15 protein-coding genes are annotated in these 16014 nt (G+C 39.0%); 2 read left to right on the forward strand and 13 right to left on the reverse strand.

Going from position 1 to position 16014, the window contains the following annotated elements:
- The first annotated feature begins 85 nt into the window (after positions 1-85).
- Positions 86-2197 carry an MMPL family transporter gene (locus MKY51_RS16710; protein ID WP_339174154.1) on the forward strand — a complete coding sequence of 704 codons (2112 nt, stop codon included), beginning with the start codon at positions 86-88 and terminating at the stop codon, positions 2195-2197.
- Between the two features lie 478 nt (positions 2198-2675).
- Here MKY51_RS16710 and MKY51_RS16715 read toward each other — a convergent pair whose 3' ends face one another.
- The 7 genes from MKY51_RS16715 to MKY51_RS16745 form a co-directional block, all read right to left on the reverse strand.
- Complete coding sequence (locus tag MKY51_RS16715; protein WP_339174156.1) at positions 2676-2903, reverse strand: hypothetical protein; 228 nt, start codon at positions 2901-2903, stop codon at positions 2676-2678.
- A 20-nt stretch (positions 2904-2923) separates the two neighbouring features.
- The gene (locus tag MKY51_RS16720) at positions 2924-3391 is read right to left on the reverse strand and encodes a hypothetical protein (RefSeq protein ID WP_339174159.1); all 468 of its coding nucleotides are present in this window, start codon (positions 3389-3391) and stop codon (positions 2924-2926) included.
- Positions 3392-3510: 119 nt separating this feature from the next.
- Positions 3511-4599 carry an AI-2E family transporter gene (locus tag MKY51_RS16725; RefSeq protein ID WP_339174162.1) on the reverse strand — a complete coding sequence of 363 codons (1089 nt, stop codon included), beginning with the start codon at positions 4597-4599 and terminating at the stop codon, positions 3511-3513.
- A 148-nt stretch (positions 4600-4747) separates the two neighbouring features.
- Entirely contained in the window at positions 4748-6445 is a 1698-nt protein-coding gene (locus MKY51_RS16730) for a M3 family oligoendopeptidase (protein ID WP_339174164.1), read from the reverse strand.
- 172 nt (positions 6446-6617) lie between these two features.
- Positions 6618-8366 carry a methyl-accepting chemotaxis protein gene (locus tag MKY51_RS16735; protein WP_339174167.1) on the reverse strand — a complete coding sequence of 583 codons (1749 nt, stop codon included), beginning with the start codon at positions 8364-8366 and terminating at the stop codon, positions 6618-6620.
- A 195-nt stretch (positions 8367-8561) separates the two neighbouring features.
- On the reverse strand, positions 8562-9281 hold the full coding sequence (locus tag MKY51_RS16740; protein ID WP_339174169.1) for a YebC/PmpR family DNA-binding transcriptional regulator: 720 nt from the start codon (positions 9279-9281) through the stop codon (positions 8562-8564).
- 159 nt (positions 9282-9440) lie between these two features.
- Positions 9441-10304: a neutral zinc metallopeptidase gene (locus tag MKY51_RS16745; RefSeq protein WP_339174170.1), complete on the reverse strand. Its 864-nt coding sequence runs from the start codon at positions 10302-10304 to the stop codon at positions 9441-9443.
- A 172-nt stretch (positions 10305-10476) separates the two neighbouring features.
- Here MKY51_RS16745 and MKY51_RS16750 point away from each other — a divergent pair, with 172 nt between their 5' ends.
- Positions 10477-11223 carry a hypothetical protein gene (locus MKY51_RS16750; RefSeq protein ID WP_339174171.1) on the forward strand — a complete coding sequence of 249 codons (747 nt, stop codon included), beginning with the start codon at positions 10477-10479 and terminating at the stop codon, positions 11221-11223.
- A gap of 73 nt (positions 11224-11296) precedes the next feature.
- Here MKY51_RS16750 and MKY51_RS16755 read toward each other — a convergent pair whose 3' ends face one another.
- The 6 genes from MKY51_RS16755 to MKY51_RS16780 form a co-directional block, all read right to left on the reverse strand.
- Entirely contained in the window at positions 11297-11758 is a 462-nt protein-coding gene (locus MKY51_RS16755; protein ID WP_339174172.1) for a low molecular weight protein-tyrosine-phosphatase, read from the reverse strand.
- A 56-nt stretch (positions 11759-11814) separates the two neighbouring features.
- Positions 11815-12417 carry a 1-acyl-sn-glycerol-3-phosphate acyltransferase gene (locus tag MKY51_RS16760; RefSeq protein ID WP_339174175.1) on the reverse strand — a complete coding sequence of 201 codons (603 nt, stop codon included), beginning with the start codon at positions 12415-12417 and terminating at the stop codon, positions 11815-11817.
- Positions 12418-12480: 63 nt separating this feature from the next.
- Entirely contained in the window at positions 12481-13371 is an 891-nt protein-coding gene (locus MKY51_RS16765; protein WP_339174177.1) for an NAD-dependent epimerase/dehydratase family protein, read from the reverse strand.
- A 6-nt stretch (positions 13372-13377) separates the two neighbouring features.
- Positions 13378-14214: a putative RNA methyltransferase gene (locus tag MKY51_RS16770; protein WP_339174179.1), complete on the reverse strand. Its 837-nt coding sequence runs from the start codon at positions 14212-14214 to the stop codon at positions 13378-13380.
- 100 nt (positions 14215-14314) lie between these two features.
- Positions 14315-15190, reverse strand: coding sequence for a polysaccharide deacetylase family protein (locus MKY51_RS16775; protein WP_339174182.1), 876 nt, complete (start codon positions 15188-15190; stop codon positions 14315-14317).
- Between the two features lie 134 nt (positions 15191-15324).
- On the reverse strand, positions 15325-15993 hold the full coding sequence (locus MKY51_RS16780; protein WP_339174184.1) for a nuclease-related domain-containing protein: 669 nt from the start codon (positions 15991-15993) through the stop codon (positions 15325-15327).
- Between the last annotated feature and the right edge of the window lie 21 nt (positions 15994-16014).

Here is a 16014-nt window from a genome sequence, read left to right on the forward strand (position 1 = left end):
AATTTTTTTCGGACAAACCTCCCTCTTTTCTTTTTTTCTATGAATCCATTACACTGTAATTATGGAAAAAGAAAGGCGGTAATTTATGAAACAGTTCGCAGCATTCATTACTAAATTCGCAAAACCGATTGTTCTAATATGGTGTGCAATTTTAGTTATTTTAGCATTTTTCGCACTTCAACTCCCTTCCAAACTGCAAGGGGATGGGTTTTTCTATGATGGCGACCACTCGTATGTAACGAACGAGCTGTCCGATACATTCAATTTACCCGCAAAGACGATTTTTGTACTGTTTGAAAATAAAACAGATGAAGAAATTTCTTCCGCCCTAGAAAGTTTAGAAACAATAGAAGAGATTCAAACAATCACATCTCCCGTAGGTGTCGAAGAATTAAATAAAGACGGGTTTGCCTATGGAATGCTCGATTTTGATAATTCGGTGGATGATTACTTCCCGATTATTGATGAGCTCCGTGAAAAACTCGGCGAAGACAACGGTATTTCCATTACAGGTGAACCGGTTATTTCAAAGGATATTAATGTCGCAAGTCAAAATGATTTAATTAAAGCGGAAACGATAGGTCTTCCGATTGCTTTAATCGTTTTACTGCTGGCTTTCGGTACAATCGTAGCTTCTTTACTGCCGATTTTAGTCGGCGGTGCGACAGTTGTCATTACACTTGGTCTATTGGCTCTTTTAGGCGACAGTGTGAACCTGTCGATTTTCGTATTAAATATCGTCCCAATGCTCGGGCTGGCTTTAAGCATTGATTTTGCATTGCTCCTTATTAACCGGTACCGTGAAGAGCGCAATACCCAATCGATTGAGCAGTCTGTTCAAACAGCCATCCAAACAGCCGGACGTTCGATTATCTTCTCCGCACTTTGTGTCATGATCGGTCTTGGTGCTATGATCGTCATTGACGTGGAGATTTTTATGAACATCGCGCTTGGCGGATCAATCGTTGTATTACTCGCTGTCTTAACTGGTACTACACTTTTACCGGCAACATTGATGCTTCTTGGCGACCGTTTAAATAAAGGCCGTGTTTTCCGAATAAAACCGACTGCCTCTCGCTGGCAAAAATTCGCTGCCTTTGTTATGAAACGACCTGTCACAATTATCGTTGTGGCCATCATTTTACTATGTGTTGCGATGGTGCCGATTAAAGATATCGAATTAACGATCCCTTCCACGGATTCATTGCCGGAATCCTATGAATCACGCCAAACGTTCGATACACTCGATGAACAATTCGGGCTCGGCGACGATACACCGGTATTCCTTCTGGCAGAAAATGAAAGTGATTGGGATACGACAGAGGGACGCGAAAAAATATTCGATATCCAGCAACAGCTGTTGGATGACCCTCTTGTTGACCGGGTAACATCAATGTTTACTGTAGCCAATATTGAGTCTGTTGAAATGTGGGAAATGGCAAACAGCAACCCGCAAGCACCTGGTGCACTGGATGAAGTAGCGGAAAACTTTATTCAGGAAGACAAAATGTATATGGTTGCTTATCTGCATGCAGACGGTTCTTCATTCGAAGCACAGGATTTCGTACGCGACTGGAGTGAAAAAGACTTAGGTGTCGATTTTGCATTGTCCGGTCAAGCGAAGTTCAATCAGGAAATTTTTGATGAAATTGCCGTTAAAGTACTCATTGCCGTTGCGATCATCATTGTCTCTACCTTCTTTATTTTAATGATTGCGTTCCGGTCGATTTTAATTCCGTTGAAAGCGATCTTAATGAACATCCTTGGTTTAGGTGCGACATTCGGTATCCTTGTCTACATTTTCCAGTACGGCCACTTCGGTCTGGAAGCAACGACAATTGTGCTGATTATTCCGGTGTTAACGTTCTGCTTAGTGTTCGGTTTGAGTATGGACTATGAAGTATTTTTAATTTCCCGTATTCAGGAAGAATATTTAAAAGGGGCAACAAATACGAAGGCAACGGTCGATGGGCTTGTTTCCACAAGTAAAATCATTACATCGGCAGCGCTTATTATGATCGTTATTACAGGCGCCTTCGCATTTACGGATGTTATGCCCGTGAAGCAAATCGGGGTCGGTATTGCGATCGCGATTGCCATTGATGCAACAATCATCCGGTTGATGCTCGTCCCAAGTTTCATGAAGCTGTTTGGCGACTGGAACTGGTGGCTGCCATTTAAGAAGAATACGAGATAGTTGATCAGTAAATAGTCGTACGGCCTGTTTTAGATGGGCTGTACGGCTTTTTATTTGGAAATCTGGTGGAGTGCGGGAGCTGTTTAAGTTTATTAGAACAAATGCCGGGGTTATTAGAAGAAATCATGTGGTTATTAGAACTTTCGTTGCTTTTATTAGAAGACCGGGGGAATCGTATGCCGGTTAAGCTGCTTTTCCTTTTAATTTAGGCTGTCCGGGTTGGAGATTTAGATTTTATTAGAACATTTTTAATTATATTAGAACAACTTGGTACGATATTAGCACATCCACCCTCGATATTAGAAGATCTCGAACACTTATTAGCACATTGGGCAAAGATATTAGAAAATCGCAATTTTATTAGAACATTTTAAAATATATTAGAACATTTCACCTGTTTATTAGAAAACCACGCCCACCGCCAAAACCCAAACAAAAAAATCCCCCGCGCCACTACCGACGCAAGGGATTAACATAACTAGCCTAAATACAGCCTTTCCTCAAACGGAAACATAACTGAATTAACAGCGCTCGATTCTTCTTCACTTTTGTTTAACTCGATTTGCTTCGGGTCTTTAGGTTCCCACAACATGTAAAATGCTTGAATTGCAATGACAATAACTATGGATGCTACTACAATTGTACCGACGATAATTTTGACCATTTTATTTCCGGACATTTCCTTCGATGAATTCTGTTGTGTCATTCTCCAATTCCCTCACTTATCTATTTTGAAAGTCGGAAACCTTCCTCACGTAAATAAGCAACAGCGTCTTCACGCGTACCGAATGTTTCCTCTAAATTTCCTTGATGATAAATATTCCAAGAACGATCGTTAAACTCCAGTTCCAGCTTCGTCGTGCCTTCACGCGATATCCATGTTTCGACGATCGGTAAAATCTCTTCTTCTTCCTCAGATAAATAGTTGATGGAGTCCCGTACGATTTCACGTAACGCTTCCTCGCTGTAGTCACGAATATTGACTAGTCCGTTGTCGCCTGCTTCTTTTTCATATTTCAATAAGTCGCCCACGAAAACAAAGCCATTGCCGTTTGGATGCAATTTTTCTACAACGATTGATTTTTCGTATAGACTTCCTTCAAAGTGATAATTCACACGTTTTAATGAAATTTCCTTTTTAGTCAGCTGCGGAAATGATTCGATAATTTCTTGTTTTTGTTCAAATGTTAGCATTGTCTGCTCCTTTTAAATGTCTTTTCAATTTATAAGTATACCGTGTCCTGCGAAAATTAAAAAGCGAAGCATATGCTTATCACATATGTCCCGCTATATTAATTCTGATTCTGTTGGTGTTACACATTCTTAGTGGCAGTCTCTTTAATCTGTTTGCGTTCTTCATAAATATTTTGAACGATTACTTTAATGACGCAGTATGTTGGAATGGCAATTAAAATTCCGATAAATCCGGCAATATTCCCTGCTGCCAATACGATTGAAATGACTGTCAACGGGTGAATATCCAAAGATCGCCCCATAACATTCGGTGTAATTAAGTTACTTTCCACTTGTTGTGCGACAAGCGTCACTACACCAACCCAAATAATATCAAATGGGTCATTAACCAGTGCCACAATCACTGCCGGGACAAGGGAAATCCACGGCCCGATAAATGGAATCATGTTCATGAAAAATGCAAACAAAGCAAGTAATAATGAATACTCCAAGCCAATGATTAAATAGCCGATATACATCATAATTGCGAGTAAAAAGCTGACCAGCACTTGTCCTTGAACATAGCTTCTTAATACATTATCAATATCTTCTAATGTTTTCTTAACCCATGTGCGGCTCTCACCATTAAATATACCGTAAATTTGAGGAGCGAACTTTTCATGGTCTTTCAACATGAAAATAAAGAAAAACGGCGCCAGTACTAATGTTAAGGTTACCGTTACCGCACCACTTAAGAAGGACACAAGATACTTACTACTTGCGACAGCAATGTCTTGAATAGAAGTCGTTACTGATGCTATAAACTCTTCTACTTGCGGCGGCAGCATCGGAATATTATCCTTATTATCTAAAATAAAATCAGCTGTTTCTTCAATATCCTTAGCGATTGTCGGTGCATTTTCAACAAGTCTGTTTACTTGGTTTGCAATTGGAGTACCGACTAAAACTAAAAAAGTTGCGAATAAACCTGCAATTATAAGGACGATTGTTATTAAACTTCCCCATCTCGGCATACCCCGTTTTTCCAATATGCGCTGCAATGGCTCCGAAATATAATAGAGTACCCCACCGAGTAATAACGGTACAAGGATGGTTGTAAAAATAATGATAATCGGATTAAAAATTGAATGAATTTCAATAAAATATTTGATAATTAATAATGTAATTAGAATACCTACGCCCACTTGGAACCACAGTTTTCTAGTCATCGGCTCACTCTCTTTCTCAATCTTTCTTTTACTTATAATTTTCACTATAACTATGTACGTTTTAGCATGCCATAAAGCTTCATAAAATACAAAAAATAAAAAAGGATTGTTTCGCAAAGTACTATTTGCGAAACGCACCCCTTAAATTTTAGAGCTTCTTATCATCGATTGAATTTAAATAGTCTTCGATTGTTCCTACAACCGATTCCACACAGCCGTCGTCAAATGGCGAAATTAAGCCTGCTTCTTCAACAAGTTTTGTGAAAGCAAATGAACCGCCAAGACTGCATAGGTGCAGATAGTCTTTCCAAGCCCCTTCGAAGTCTTCGCGTGAGCGTTTCCAGAACTGGAATGCACAAATTTGCGCTAGCGTGTAGTCAATATAATAGAATGGCGTTGTATAAATATGGCCTTGTCGCTGCCAAATAGCTCCTGACTCTAAATATTCATGACCGTCATAATCTCGATGCGGTAAATACTTCGCTTCGATTTCTTTCCAAGCAGCATTACGCTCAGCTGGTGTCATTTCAGGATTTTCATATACAACATGCTGGAATTCATCAACTGCTACACCGTATGGTAAGAATAATAACCCGCTGCTTAAGTGCGAGAATTTATATTTATCTGTTTGGTCCTTGAAGAATAGCTCCATCCAAGGCCATGTAAAGAATTCCATACTCATAGAATGAATTTCTGCTGACTCATATGTCGGCCATAAGTATTCCGGGATACCAATATTTCGGCTTGAATACACTTGGAATGCATGTCCTGCCTCATGTGTCAGTACATCGATATCACCAGATGTGCCATTAAAGTTCGAGAAGATAAACGGTGATTCGTAGTCTTCGATAAACGTACAGTATCCGCCGCTTTCCTTACCTTTTTTCGCTACCAGATCCATCAGGTCATGCTCGATCATATAATTGAAGAACTCTCCTGTTTCTTTTGATAGTTCTTCGTACATTTTTTTACCGTTATTAATAATCCACTCCGGATCACCTTGAGGCACGGCATTTCCTGTTAAGAATGTTAAACCTTCATCGTAGAATTTAAAGTCCTCTACTCCGATACGTTCTGCTTGGCGCTCATAAAGTTTCGTTGCAAGCGGTACGATATTTTCCCGCACTTGCTCACGGAATTTTGCAACCATCTCTGCGTTGTAATCAATACGGTTCATATTGACATAGGCAAGTTCCACATAGTTTTTAAACCCTAGTTTTGTAGCAATTTCATGACGCAGCTTTACTAAATCATCATAGATTTGATCGAACTTTTCTTTGTTTGAAGCATAGAAGTCTGCACTTGCTTCACGTGCTGCTTTTCGAACATCACGATCAGTCGATTCTGCATATGGTCCAAGCTGTGCCAATGTCAAAGTTTTTCCGTCAAATTCAATCTGAGCAGAAGCAACTAGCTTGCTGTATTCAGACGTTAGTTTATTTTCTTTTTGCATAAGCTCAATTACTGAAGGTGAGAAACCTTTTAGTAAGTTTTCAGCTAAGGCAAATAGTTGCGTGCCCCATTTTTCTTCAAGCTGAGCACGGAATGGCGATTTTACTAGTTCCGTATAGTAATTAAATACAAGCTCGTCCGCCATTGGGCTTACTTCATCAAAATGGTCACGCTCTTTTTGGTAATATTCATCATTTGTATCAATTGATGCACGTACATAAACAAGGTTAGCCATTGTCGAAAATGTATTGCGGATCGCATTTAACTTTTCGATTACTTCGCTTTGTTCATCTACAGTAGTTGCAGCTTTAAATTCCTCTAATAATGCTGTAGTCTGTTCTTTCATTTCTTCTAAATCCGGACGTTTATAATCAAAGTCTTTAAAAGTTACCAAACTCATTCACCTCATCTATTCACTTCATTCGGAATTCGAAATTCCCTCTTTTATTATTTATGATTATGGCAAAAATTGCAATTATTTTCAGAATATTTGTCTATCTTTATTTTAGGTTAATAGACATAAAAATAAGCAGCCGAGAAAAGGTCCCAGCCGCTTATGTCAGTCTTTATATTTTGAACTTATTCATTTCCAATACTACTTGCTGTGAATGGTTATCCAATTCTTCAACCGCTTTTGTTAAATCATCGACGACGAGTGTTTGTTCATCTGAGGCAAGTGCCAAATGTTTTGCATAGTCGGAAGTATCGTTTACTAACCGGCTCATTTCCTCAGTCGAAGCTAAAATCTGCTCTGCTCCTGCCGACATTTCCTCAACAACTGCTGAATCGTCCTGAATGCGATTGTTGACATTCAATACAGAATTTAAAATTTGATCGAGGCGTTGACCGATTTCACCTACTGCCATCGTTCCTTCTTTAACATCTGTTGTTGTCATATCAATCTCAACTAGTAAACGATCCGTAATATTCGAGAACTTTTGAAGATGGCCTGAAATTTCATCCGCTGATGTACGGGACATTTCTGCCAGTTTTCTCACTTCATCCGCTACAACCGCAAAACCTTTACCGGCTTCTCCTGCACGCGCTGCTTCAATTGCTGCATTGAGCGCAAGTAAATTCGTCTGATCCGAAATATTCGTGATGACTGTTACCATTTCTTTAATTGAGTGGAAGTTTTCCCCCATCTCTTTCACGAGCTTAGCAGTGTTTTCCACTGATTTTTCTACCCCGTGGATCTGGTCAACTACCTTACCTGAACTTTGTGCGCCATCTTCAACTAGGCTTGTCATATCAGAAGAGATTTCCGCAATTTCATTAAATGTATCGGCCAGTTTCTGAATACCGATTGCCATTTCATTCATCGCCGCATTTACTTCATTATTGCTTACTTGCTGTAATGATCCACTATGTGAAATTGTAGTAATATTTTCCACCATTTTTTCATTTGATGTGTTCACACGTTCTGTTGATGTTTCAATTAAATTAACCACTTCTCCCAGCCCATCTGTACGTTCCTTCAATACTTGGAATGTAGCTGATAACTCGACAAGCGAGCTTTGGAAATTTTTTGCGAACGCTGTAATTTCATTATTCGTTTTAAAATTCAGCTTTTCCAACATAGACTGTGATTCAACAATATCACCTGAAGCTAGATTTTCTGCTGCTTTATTCAATGTTTCTAATGGAGCTAACGCCCGACGGATATAACTGTAAATACCGATTAAAGCTGCTACAAATATAACAATGAAAATCAGCGCAATAATTGGCACAATCTCCTTTGCCACATCCTTTGTCAGAGCCGAGACATATGATGCATTGATATCAACACCTAAATAGGCAATTGTTTCCCCTGCATCATTTTTAATCGGAACAATACCAGTAATATATTCACCAAAATCACTGCTTAAAATATCTGTTGCAAAGCGGCCGTCTTCGATAACGTGCTCGATATGCTCGTACTTTGTTGAACCTGAAACTTCACCCAGTTTCCCGGCATTTTCAGTATCATCTGAAGGCATGCCATCAACTAAAAAGGTAACGTCCCCATTTTCTTCTGGTACAAAATAGGTATAGGCATACATGACACCATTATATTCGCGTAATTCGTTTAACTGTTCACGTAATTCCCAATATGTTGCATTTTCTTCCGGGTTTTCAATAAGTTGCTCATACTTTTGTACATCTATGTAATTTACTATATTACTAGCTACTTCAATCGTACGTTCTTTCACTGATGACTGTACTGAGCGCGCGGAATTAAATTGAAGCATAACAACGGTTAATACTAAAATAACCGCGAAAATAATGCCGATCATCAAGATGATTCTACTACCTAATTTGTCCATTCTTTTCATAGCCTATTATGTCTCCTAGTATAATATTTGATTGTTAAATTTATTTTGAATTAAAGGTTATTTAAATGCAACTGCTTTTCGAGAATACTACATATTATTAATGAATAATAAGAAAATAGCACCACCCATTTCCCGTTAGTTTCCAATAGTCAGCAAAAATAAAAAGCCCAAAGAATTATCTTTGGACTTACATCATTACTCGCCTAAATCAGCATTGTGGTAAACGCGTTGCACGTCTTCCAAATCTTCCAATGCATCAATCATTTTTTCGAACTTCACTAAATCATCACCAGTTAAAGCAACATCTGTCATTGGCAGCATCGTTAACTCTGCTACAGTGAACTCTTCAATGCCTGCTCCTTTAAATGCTTCTTGTGTTGCATGGAATTGTTCCGGCTCAACATAAACGATAATTGTGCCTTCTTCATCCATGATGTCACGCATATCTAAATCAGATTCCATTAAAATTTCAAGAATTTCATCTTCTGATTTACCTTCAATCCCGAATACAGCTGTGTTTTGGAACATATGCGCTGCAGAACCTGATACGCCCATGTTACCGCCATTTTTACCGAATGCTGCACGTACTTCAGAAGCTGTACGGTTTACGTTGTTTGTTAACGCATCAACGATTACCATTGTACCCGCAACACCGAAACCTTCATAACGTAACTCATCGAATTGCTCATCGCCGCCGCCTTTTGCTTTGTCGATTGCTTTTTCAATAATATGTTTCGGTACAGAGTAAGTTTTTGCACGTTCTAAAACTGTTTTTAATGCACGGTTAGATTCCGGGTTTGGTTCACCTGATTTTGCTGCTACGTAAATTTCACGACCGAATTTAGCATAGATACGACTATTTGCTGCGTCTTTCCCAGCCTTTTTATCTTTAATGTTATTCCACTTACGACCCATTTTGTTCACTCTCTTTCATACTCTATTAGTAACGTTATTTAAAAACGAAAAAATATATTTAACTTATTTATTATACATAAACTTGAAATAATTTTAAATTACTCTGCACAAAAAAATGTAAAAACCTATAGCATTTTTTCGATGCTATAGGTCACACGTTTATAATTGGGAAGCCTCTAGACTAAATGTATCGCCGCCTTGAAGTGTACCGGCATTATAGCCTTTTTTGAACCAGCGCATCCGTTGTTCGCTTGTACCATGTGTAAAGCTTTCCGGAACGACATAGCCTTGCGCTTCCATCTGCAATGTATCGTCGCCAATGGCATTCGCTGCCGTTAATGCCTCTTCAAAATCGCCTTCTTCCAAATAGCCCTTATCCTGGACATGGTGTGCCCATACACCCGAGTAATAGTCCGCCTGAAGTTCCAGACGTTTCACTGCTTCATTATATTTAGCTTGCGATACTTTTCCGTTTAGCGCGTGTACTTGTTCGGATGTACCCAACAATGTTTGGACATGGTGACCGACTTCATGTGCCACTACATAAGCCATTGCAAAATCACCCGGTGCATCAAATCGGTTTTTTAATTCTTTATAAAAACTTAAATCAATATAAAGCTTATAATCCGCCGGACAGTAAAATGGCCCAACCGCTGCACTTTGCATCCCGCATCCGGAACTTACGCTGTCCGTAAATAATACGAGCGTCGGGTTTTCGTATGTCAGTCCATTGTCAGCAAACAGTTGTTGCCAAATATCCTCTGTATCCGCAAGTACTACGGAAACGAATTCCGCCAGTTCCTCTTCTTCAGCGGTTGGTTCATAGTTTTCAGAAGTTGCACCGTTTTGCGTAATGCTCTTTGATACTTCCGAAACAACATCCCCCGCATCTCCGCCATTGAGCAATGTAAAAATAATAGCAATAATTATTCCGACTCCACCAAGTCCTCCACCGATTTTCCCGGCACTCATCCCCCGGCGATCTTCCACATTACTGCTTTTTCGTCTTCCTTTCACATCCATAGTTTTTCCCTCCATATGACTCTGTACATACTTTGCCATATAATTACCCTTAACAAAGCTTCTTATAACCGACAGTAATAATAAAATAGCCTTTATATTTAATGAATCTAGTGTAACGTACCGATCCTTCGCTTCGTCTAATTGGTAATTAAAGAAAAAGGGGTGCTTTATCATGATGCTTTCCGGTAAAGGGGTCTTTATTTCAAAAACAAGTGAGAAAAAACGGCAAAATCCGAAAACAAAAAAACCGAAAAGTTTATACTATGCAATCTTTACGGCTATTTTTGCACTGGCAGCACTGACAATTTTCTTGCAGCCATGGTCAACAAATGAGGCCAACAAAGCCTTACTGCCTTCAAACGAAGAAAATGATTCAACCAATGAGGAAATCGGAGAACAACCAAACTTACCATTACGAAATTATTTTAAACAAGACGGCGATGTCGCTTATTTTTTAGGAATGGGCAACGAATATGCCTCATTTAAAGAAACAACAGCATGGCTTTCCGATAATTATGTTGAAGTCCAAGAAGATAATGGAGGTGCAGTAATCCAAAAAGTTTATCGTATACAACAAAATGCGATAGAACTCGTATATGAGGAAATAATAGAAGAAGAAAAAAAATCATTTACTTTAGCACAGTTGAATCAATTAGACTCTCTCCATATTATTTTACAATGGCCTATAGTTAGTGGCGAAACATTTGAAAATAAATCGGTAACTTATCCAGTAAATTTTAAAACTCCTTACAAGAACTATGATAATTTAATTCAAATTTCTGAAGCGGTTGAGGGTGGGAAAAATCACTTTTATTATGACGATGAAGATGGGCTCATTGCGGAACAGTATATTATGAATGACGGGGATGAGGTAACTTCGGTGCTCGCTTCTATTAATGAGCCGCCAATAACAAAATAATCGAATTGTCTTTGCCGTAGGAAGATGAAAAAGGCGGATTTGATTAACACTAAATCTAATCCGCTTTCCATAATCATTTTATATCTTGTAATATCCGTTCCAGCAATGCCTCACAGCCTTCTACACATAAATCATAGGTTTCCTGGAAGTCCCCTGTATACCAAGGATCCGGGACATCTTTTTGATGTGACGTCAAATCAAGGAAACGGAACACTTTTGCATCTGCTTCTGCACGGAGCATTTCAATCGTATTTTTCACATTGCTTTCATCCATACAGACAATATAGTCAAAGCTGTCTAAATCGGACGAGCGTAATTGTCTTGCAAGCATACCGGTTGTCATAATTCCGTATTCTTTTAATTTTGCCGTTGTTCCTTTATGCGGGGGTTCTCCGATATGGTAATTGCTCGTTCCGGCCGAATCGACTGTAATTTGATCCGTCAAACCGCGTTTAGCAATTAAATCACGCATAACCGCCTCTGCCATAGGAGAGCGGCAAATATTGCCCAAACATACGAATAGTACTTGCTTCATCTCTTTATCCACTCCTACTTAAAGAAGCCGCACGAAAGATTTTCGCGCAGCTCCTGTTATTTTACTTCCGGATGCATTTCTTTTAAATGTGCTGTCAATCGGTTCAGTTCTTCTTCCAAAAATTGCACGGATTGTTCACGGCCTTCTTTTCCTGCGCCAACCGTAAACGGCTTTCCATAAATTAAATAGCCTTTTTGGCGTTTGAATACACCATTTGCATTTTTCGGACCGATATAAGCAGCCGGTAATATTTCCGTCTTCGCCAGTTGAGCAATCGTCACTGCACCGGCTTTCAGTTCTGAGTTTTCAGAGCTTCGTGTTCCACTAGGAAAGATCCCGACTACTTTTCCTTCTTTAATAAGCTGGCGAGGTACTTTAATAACACTTGGTCCCGGATTGTCACGATCCACAGGGAATGCATTCAATCTCGTAATTAGCCAGCCTAAACCTTTTACATCAAATAGTTGTTTCTTAGCCATAAAGTGTACTTCTTTTGGCAGCATTGAAATCCCCAGGTTCAAAATATCGATATAGCCATTATGAGTACAGGCAACAACAAAACCGCCTTCTTTCGGTATATTTTCTTTCCCATATACCTTAGCCTTTGCTCCGTTAACCCCTAAAATTCCAGATACAAGTCTTGCAATAAATTTATACACGTTTCATTCCTACCTTATCGTTAATCTCACTTCATTTTAATTGAAAGTCATACTTACATTCAATTACTGTTGCTTTACTGTAGTTCCTACAATTTGCTCAACTAATGGAGTCAGCCAGTCTTCAAGCTTGCTGAACGAGAATCCTAATTGCTCCGCCTTGTCGTTTTTCATATACCATGTTGCGGGAATCGCGTATGGCGAACGGATTTCCTCTGTCCCAAGCAGCGCGATTTTGGCACGTTCCCCTGTCTTTTCTTCAATAAGAGCAATAAGTTCTTTTAAAGAGATCGCACCATTTGCTGTCGCGTTAATTGGGCCTTCCACATTATCATTACCTGCCCACTGTAAAAATCGAGCCGCTTCTGTTGCCTGAATAAAGGACATTTCCGCATCCATATTCACAAATCCAATCGGTTCTTTATTCATTATGCGCTCAATATGGAAATGCAATCGGCGCGTGTAATCATCTTCTCCCATAACAATTGGGAAACGGACTGCCACTACAGGAAACTCGGCAAATTTATAAAATACCGCTTCTGCCAGACGCTTTCCTTCACCATACGTAAATTCATGTGTGTCGCCCATGATGATGTCATAGGTAGTCGGATCGAAGTCTTCTTCAGAATGCGCCTTCCCATCAGCATCATATACAGATAATGTAGATGTGAAAACAAGCTTGCCGATTTTCCCATTGAATAGATCGCACAGCTGTTTTGCTTCGTTTGGCGAATAGCAAATATTATCATACACAATATCAAATGTACGGTTTTCCAATGCTTTCTCGAAAGCTGCTGTATCTTTACGGTCCACTTTAATATGCTCCACTGCATCGCCAAAAGGGTTCTCCGACATTCCGCGCGTAACAATTGTTACCTCATGCTTTTGCTCCAATAAAAGTTCCACTAATTTACGGCCAAAAAATCGTGTCCCGCCTAATACTAAGATTTTCTTCATCTACAATCACTCCATTCCAATTAATAAATCTAAATCAATTGTAATTTCCTGTAATTGAATGCTTCCTTTATCTTCAATATGCCAGCCCATCGGTGTCATTTCTAGCAGGTTTTGTACTAAATATGGTTCAAGCGGTACTGTATACGTAATTCTTTTCACTTCGGTATTTGCAAAACTTGCCCTGAAACGCTCTACCGTTTGGGCATTTGTATAACTTTCCTTCTCCGAATCTGCAAAAGCCTGTTTACGCAGTTCTTTCAAGTAATTTTCCTGTGGCACAACTTTAATTACTTTACCGCCTCTTTTTAATAGACGTTTAAACTCATCATAATTTGCAGGGGATAAAATATTTAAAATCGCATCAAATGATTGCTCATTGAACGGACTATTCGCTAAATCACCGACACACCAAAGCTGTTCGGGATTATACTTTGCCGCTGCGATTATCCCTTCTTTTGAAATATCGATTCCAACACCAACAGGGCGATCAAGCTGTTCGCAAATACGATGTAAATGAGACCCCTCGCCACAGCCTGTATCTAAAAGTACTGGTTTGGCTACAGTGATTTCCCGGGCAATTGCTGCCTGCAACCGATCGTAAATCCCTGCTTGAATAACTGTATGGCGCGAATCGAATAGTTCTTTTCCATACATGGATTGGACAGGACGGTTTAACATATAAACATAGCCTTGTTTTGCCACATCAAATGTATGATTCGATAGACAACTCATTTTTCCTTCATTACTAATCTCTATTTCCTTTTTACAAATAGGGCATGCAAAAAGTCGGCTATTGACTTGAAACTGCTGAATACTTAACGCTCGCTTTGATAATAGACCCATGATGGATCCTCCTTCATATGTGTTCGCTAGTATCGTACCATAAACTCATTCAAATAAAAAAAGGAAATAGTGGTCACTACTCCCTTCAAATCCTTTCAATCTATAATAGTTGGCTCGTTGTCACAAATTCATAGCCTTCTTCTTTTAAATACAATATGACATCCTCTAATGCATCTGCTGATTGCTGGTGAATATCATGCATCAAAATAATGCCATTGTCCTTTGCTTGTGCTTTTAGATTAGCCAATGTCTTTTTAGGTGTTTTATGCTGCCAGTCAAGTGTATCGATATTCCAGAGTACCGGCGTTAAATCAATCGATTCCCGTACTTTTTCGTCCAATGCTCCAAATGGCGGACGGTACATCGTAGGCGTCTTCCCTGTTGCATCACAAATTGCGTCGTTTGCCCGGTCGATTTCCGCTTTCATTTGTTGTGCGTTTAGCTTCGTTAAGTTTTTGTGGCTCCACGTATGATTGGCAATTTCATGACCGAAAGCATCCGCTTTTTTTACGACATCAGGATACTTTGCAGCGTTTTGACCGAGTACAAAAAATGTTGCTTTCACTTCATACTTTTGCAGTGTCATTAAAATTTGGTCGGTCACATTTTTATGGGGGCCGTCATCGAACGTAAGTGCAATTCTTTTGTGATTGGCTTCCTGTTCTGTTTGTTTTTGCTGCTGATCACTTTCTTGTACAACATCAGCCTCCTTATTATCCAATATATTTTCAACCTTTATGTATGTTGTACAATTTCTGCCCGGTGCCCCGCCGTCATTCATATAATACGGCATCGTTTCATTTAAGCTGGCGGACGACTTGTTTATATAATCATTGGAAATGGACGGCAATTTATAAGTAGCATTCACTACCGTTTTATTGCTAGCATAAGTTGGCGGTGTATTAGTCCATACACGAAAACCGACAACTATTAATATTCCACATAATATGCTGAGCACTGTTATTTTTTTGCCCATTCTACTACCCTCCTTTACTCTTCTTTTTATTAGACGTTTAAGGAGAGCAAAAAGTTGATAAAATTTTGGATTTTTTTATAAATTTTTCCCATAAGAAAAAGCAAAGCAGAAAAAACTACTTTGCTCTCTTCTAATTAATTTACCGATGTGGCCGTTTTTGAACGTAATTTCACATTTTTTCTTTGCATAAAGGTTTCTAATGTTGCATACAAATTTTCAATCTCTGTCTCCGATAAACGTTTTCCTTCAATTGTTGCTGCCCACTTTTTCAAATCCCCGATTTTCAGCACTTCTACATCGGAAGATTGAATCTCAATTTGCTGGAATGAACAATCATTCGTAAAAACTACTATTGTTTCAAAAAGTGTGCCATCTACTTCCGGCAGCCGGTCTTTTAATGTATGGATTAAACGCTTCGTTTCATGAATTGGGTTATTAAATACTTGTTTTTGATTTTTATACAATAGCTCAATCCACTCGATGCTCTGTTCCCGTCCATTTATCCATCCTGACTTCTCTTTCACATTCACTACATAAATTCCTGATTCATGGAGTAAAAGGGCATCAATTGTTTGAATTTCATTTTGTACAGGTAATTGTAGATTCACCATTATTTTCTTTGTACCTTGAACATGCTCCAATTCCTTTATAAGCTGGTAGGAAGTTCGGACACTTTTATTCAATAGGATGTCAAAATAGGAATAACCGGTCAACTGATAAAATGGTGTATTGTCATGCTTATATAATTTAAATATAAAGTAACCTATAATCGCAATGAGAACGACCAGTATAAATAATGTCATTGCGTACACTCCTTCTGCATT

This window comes from Solibacillus sp. FSL R5-0691 (assembly GCF_037974225.1).
Classification (GTDB): Bacteria; Bacillota; Bacilli; order Bacillales_A; family Planococcaceae; genus Solibacillus.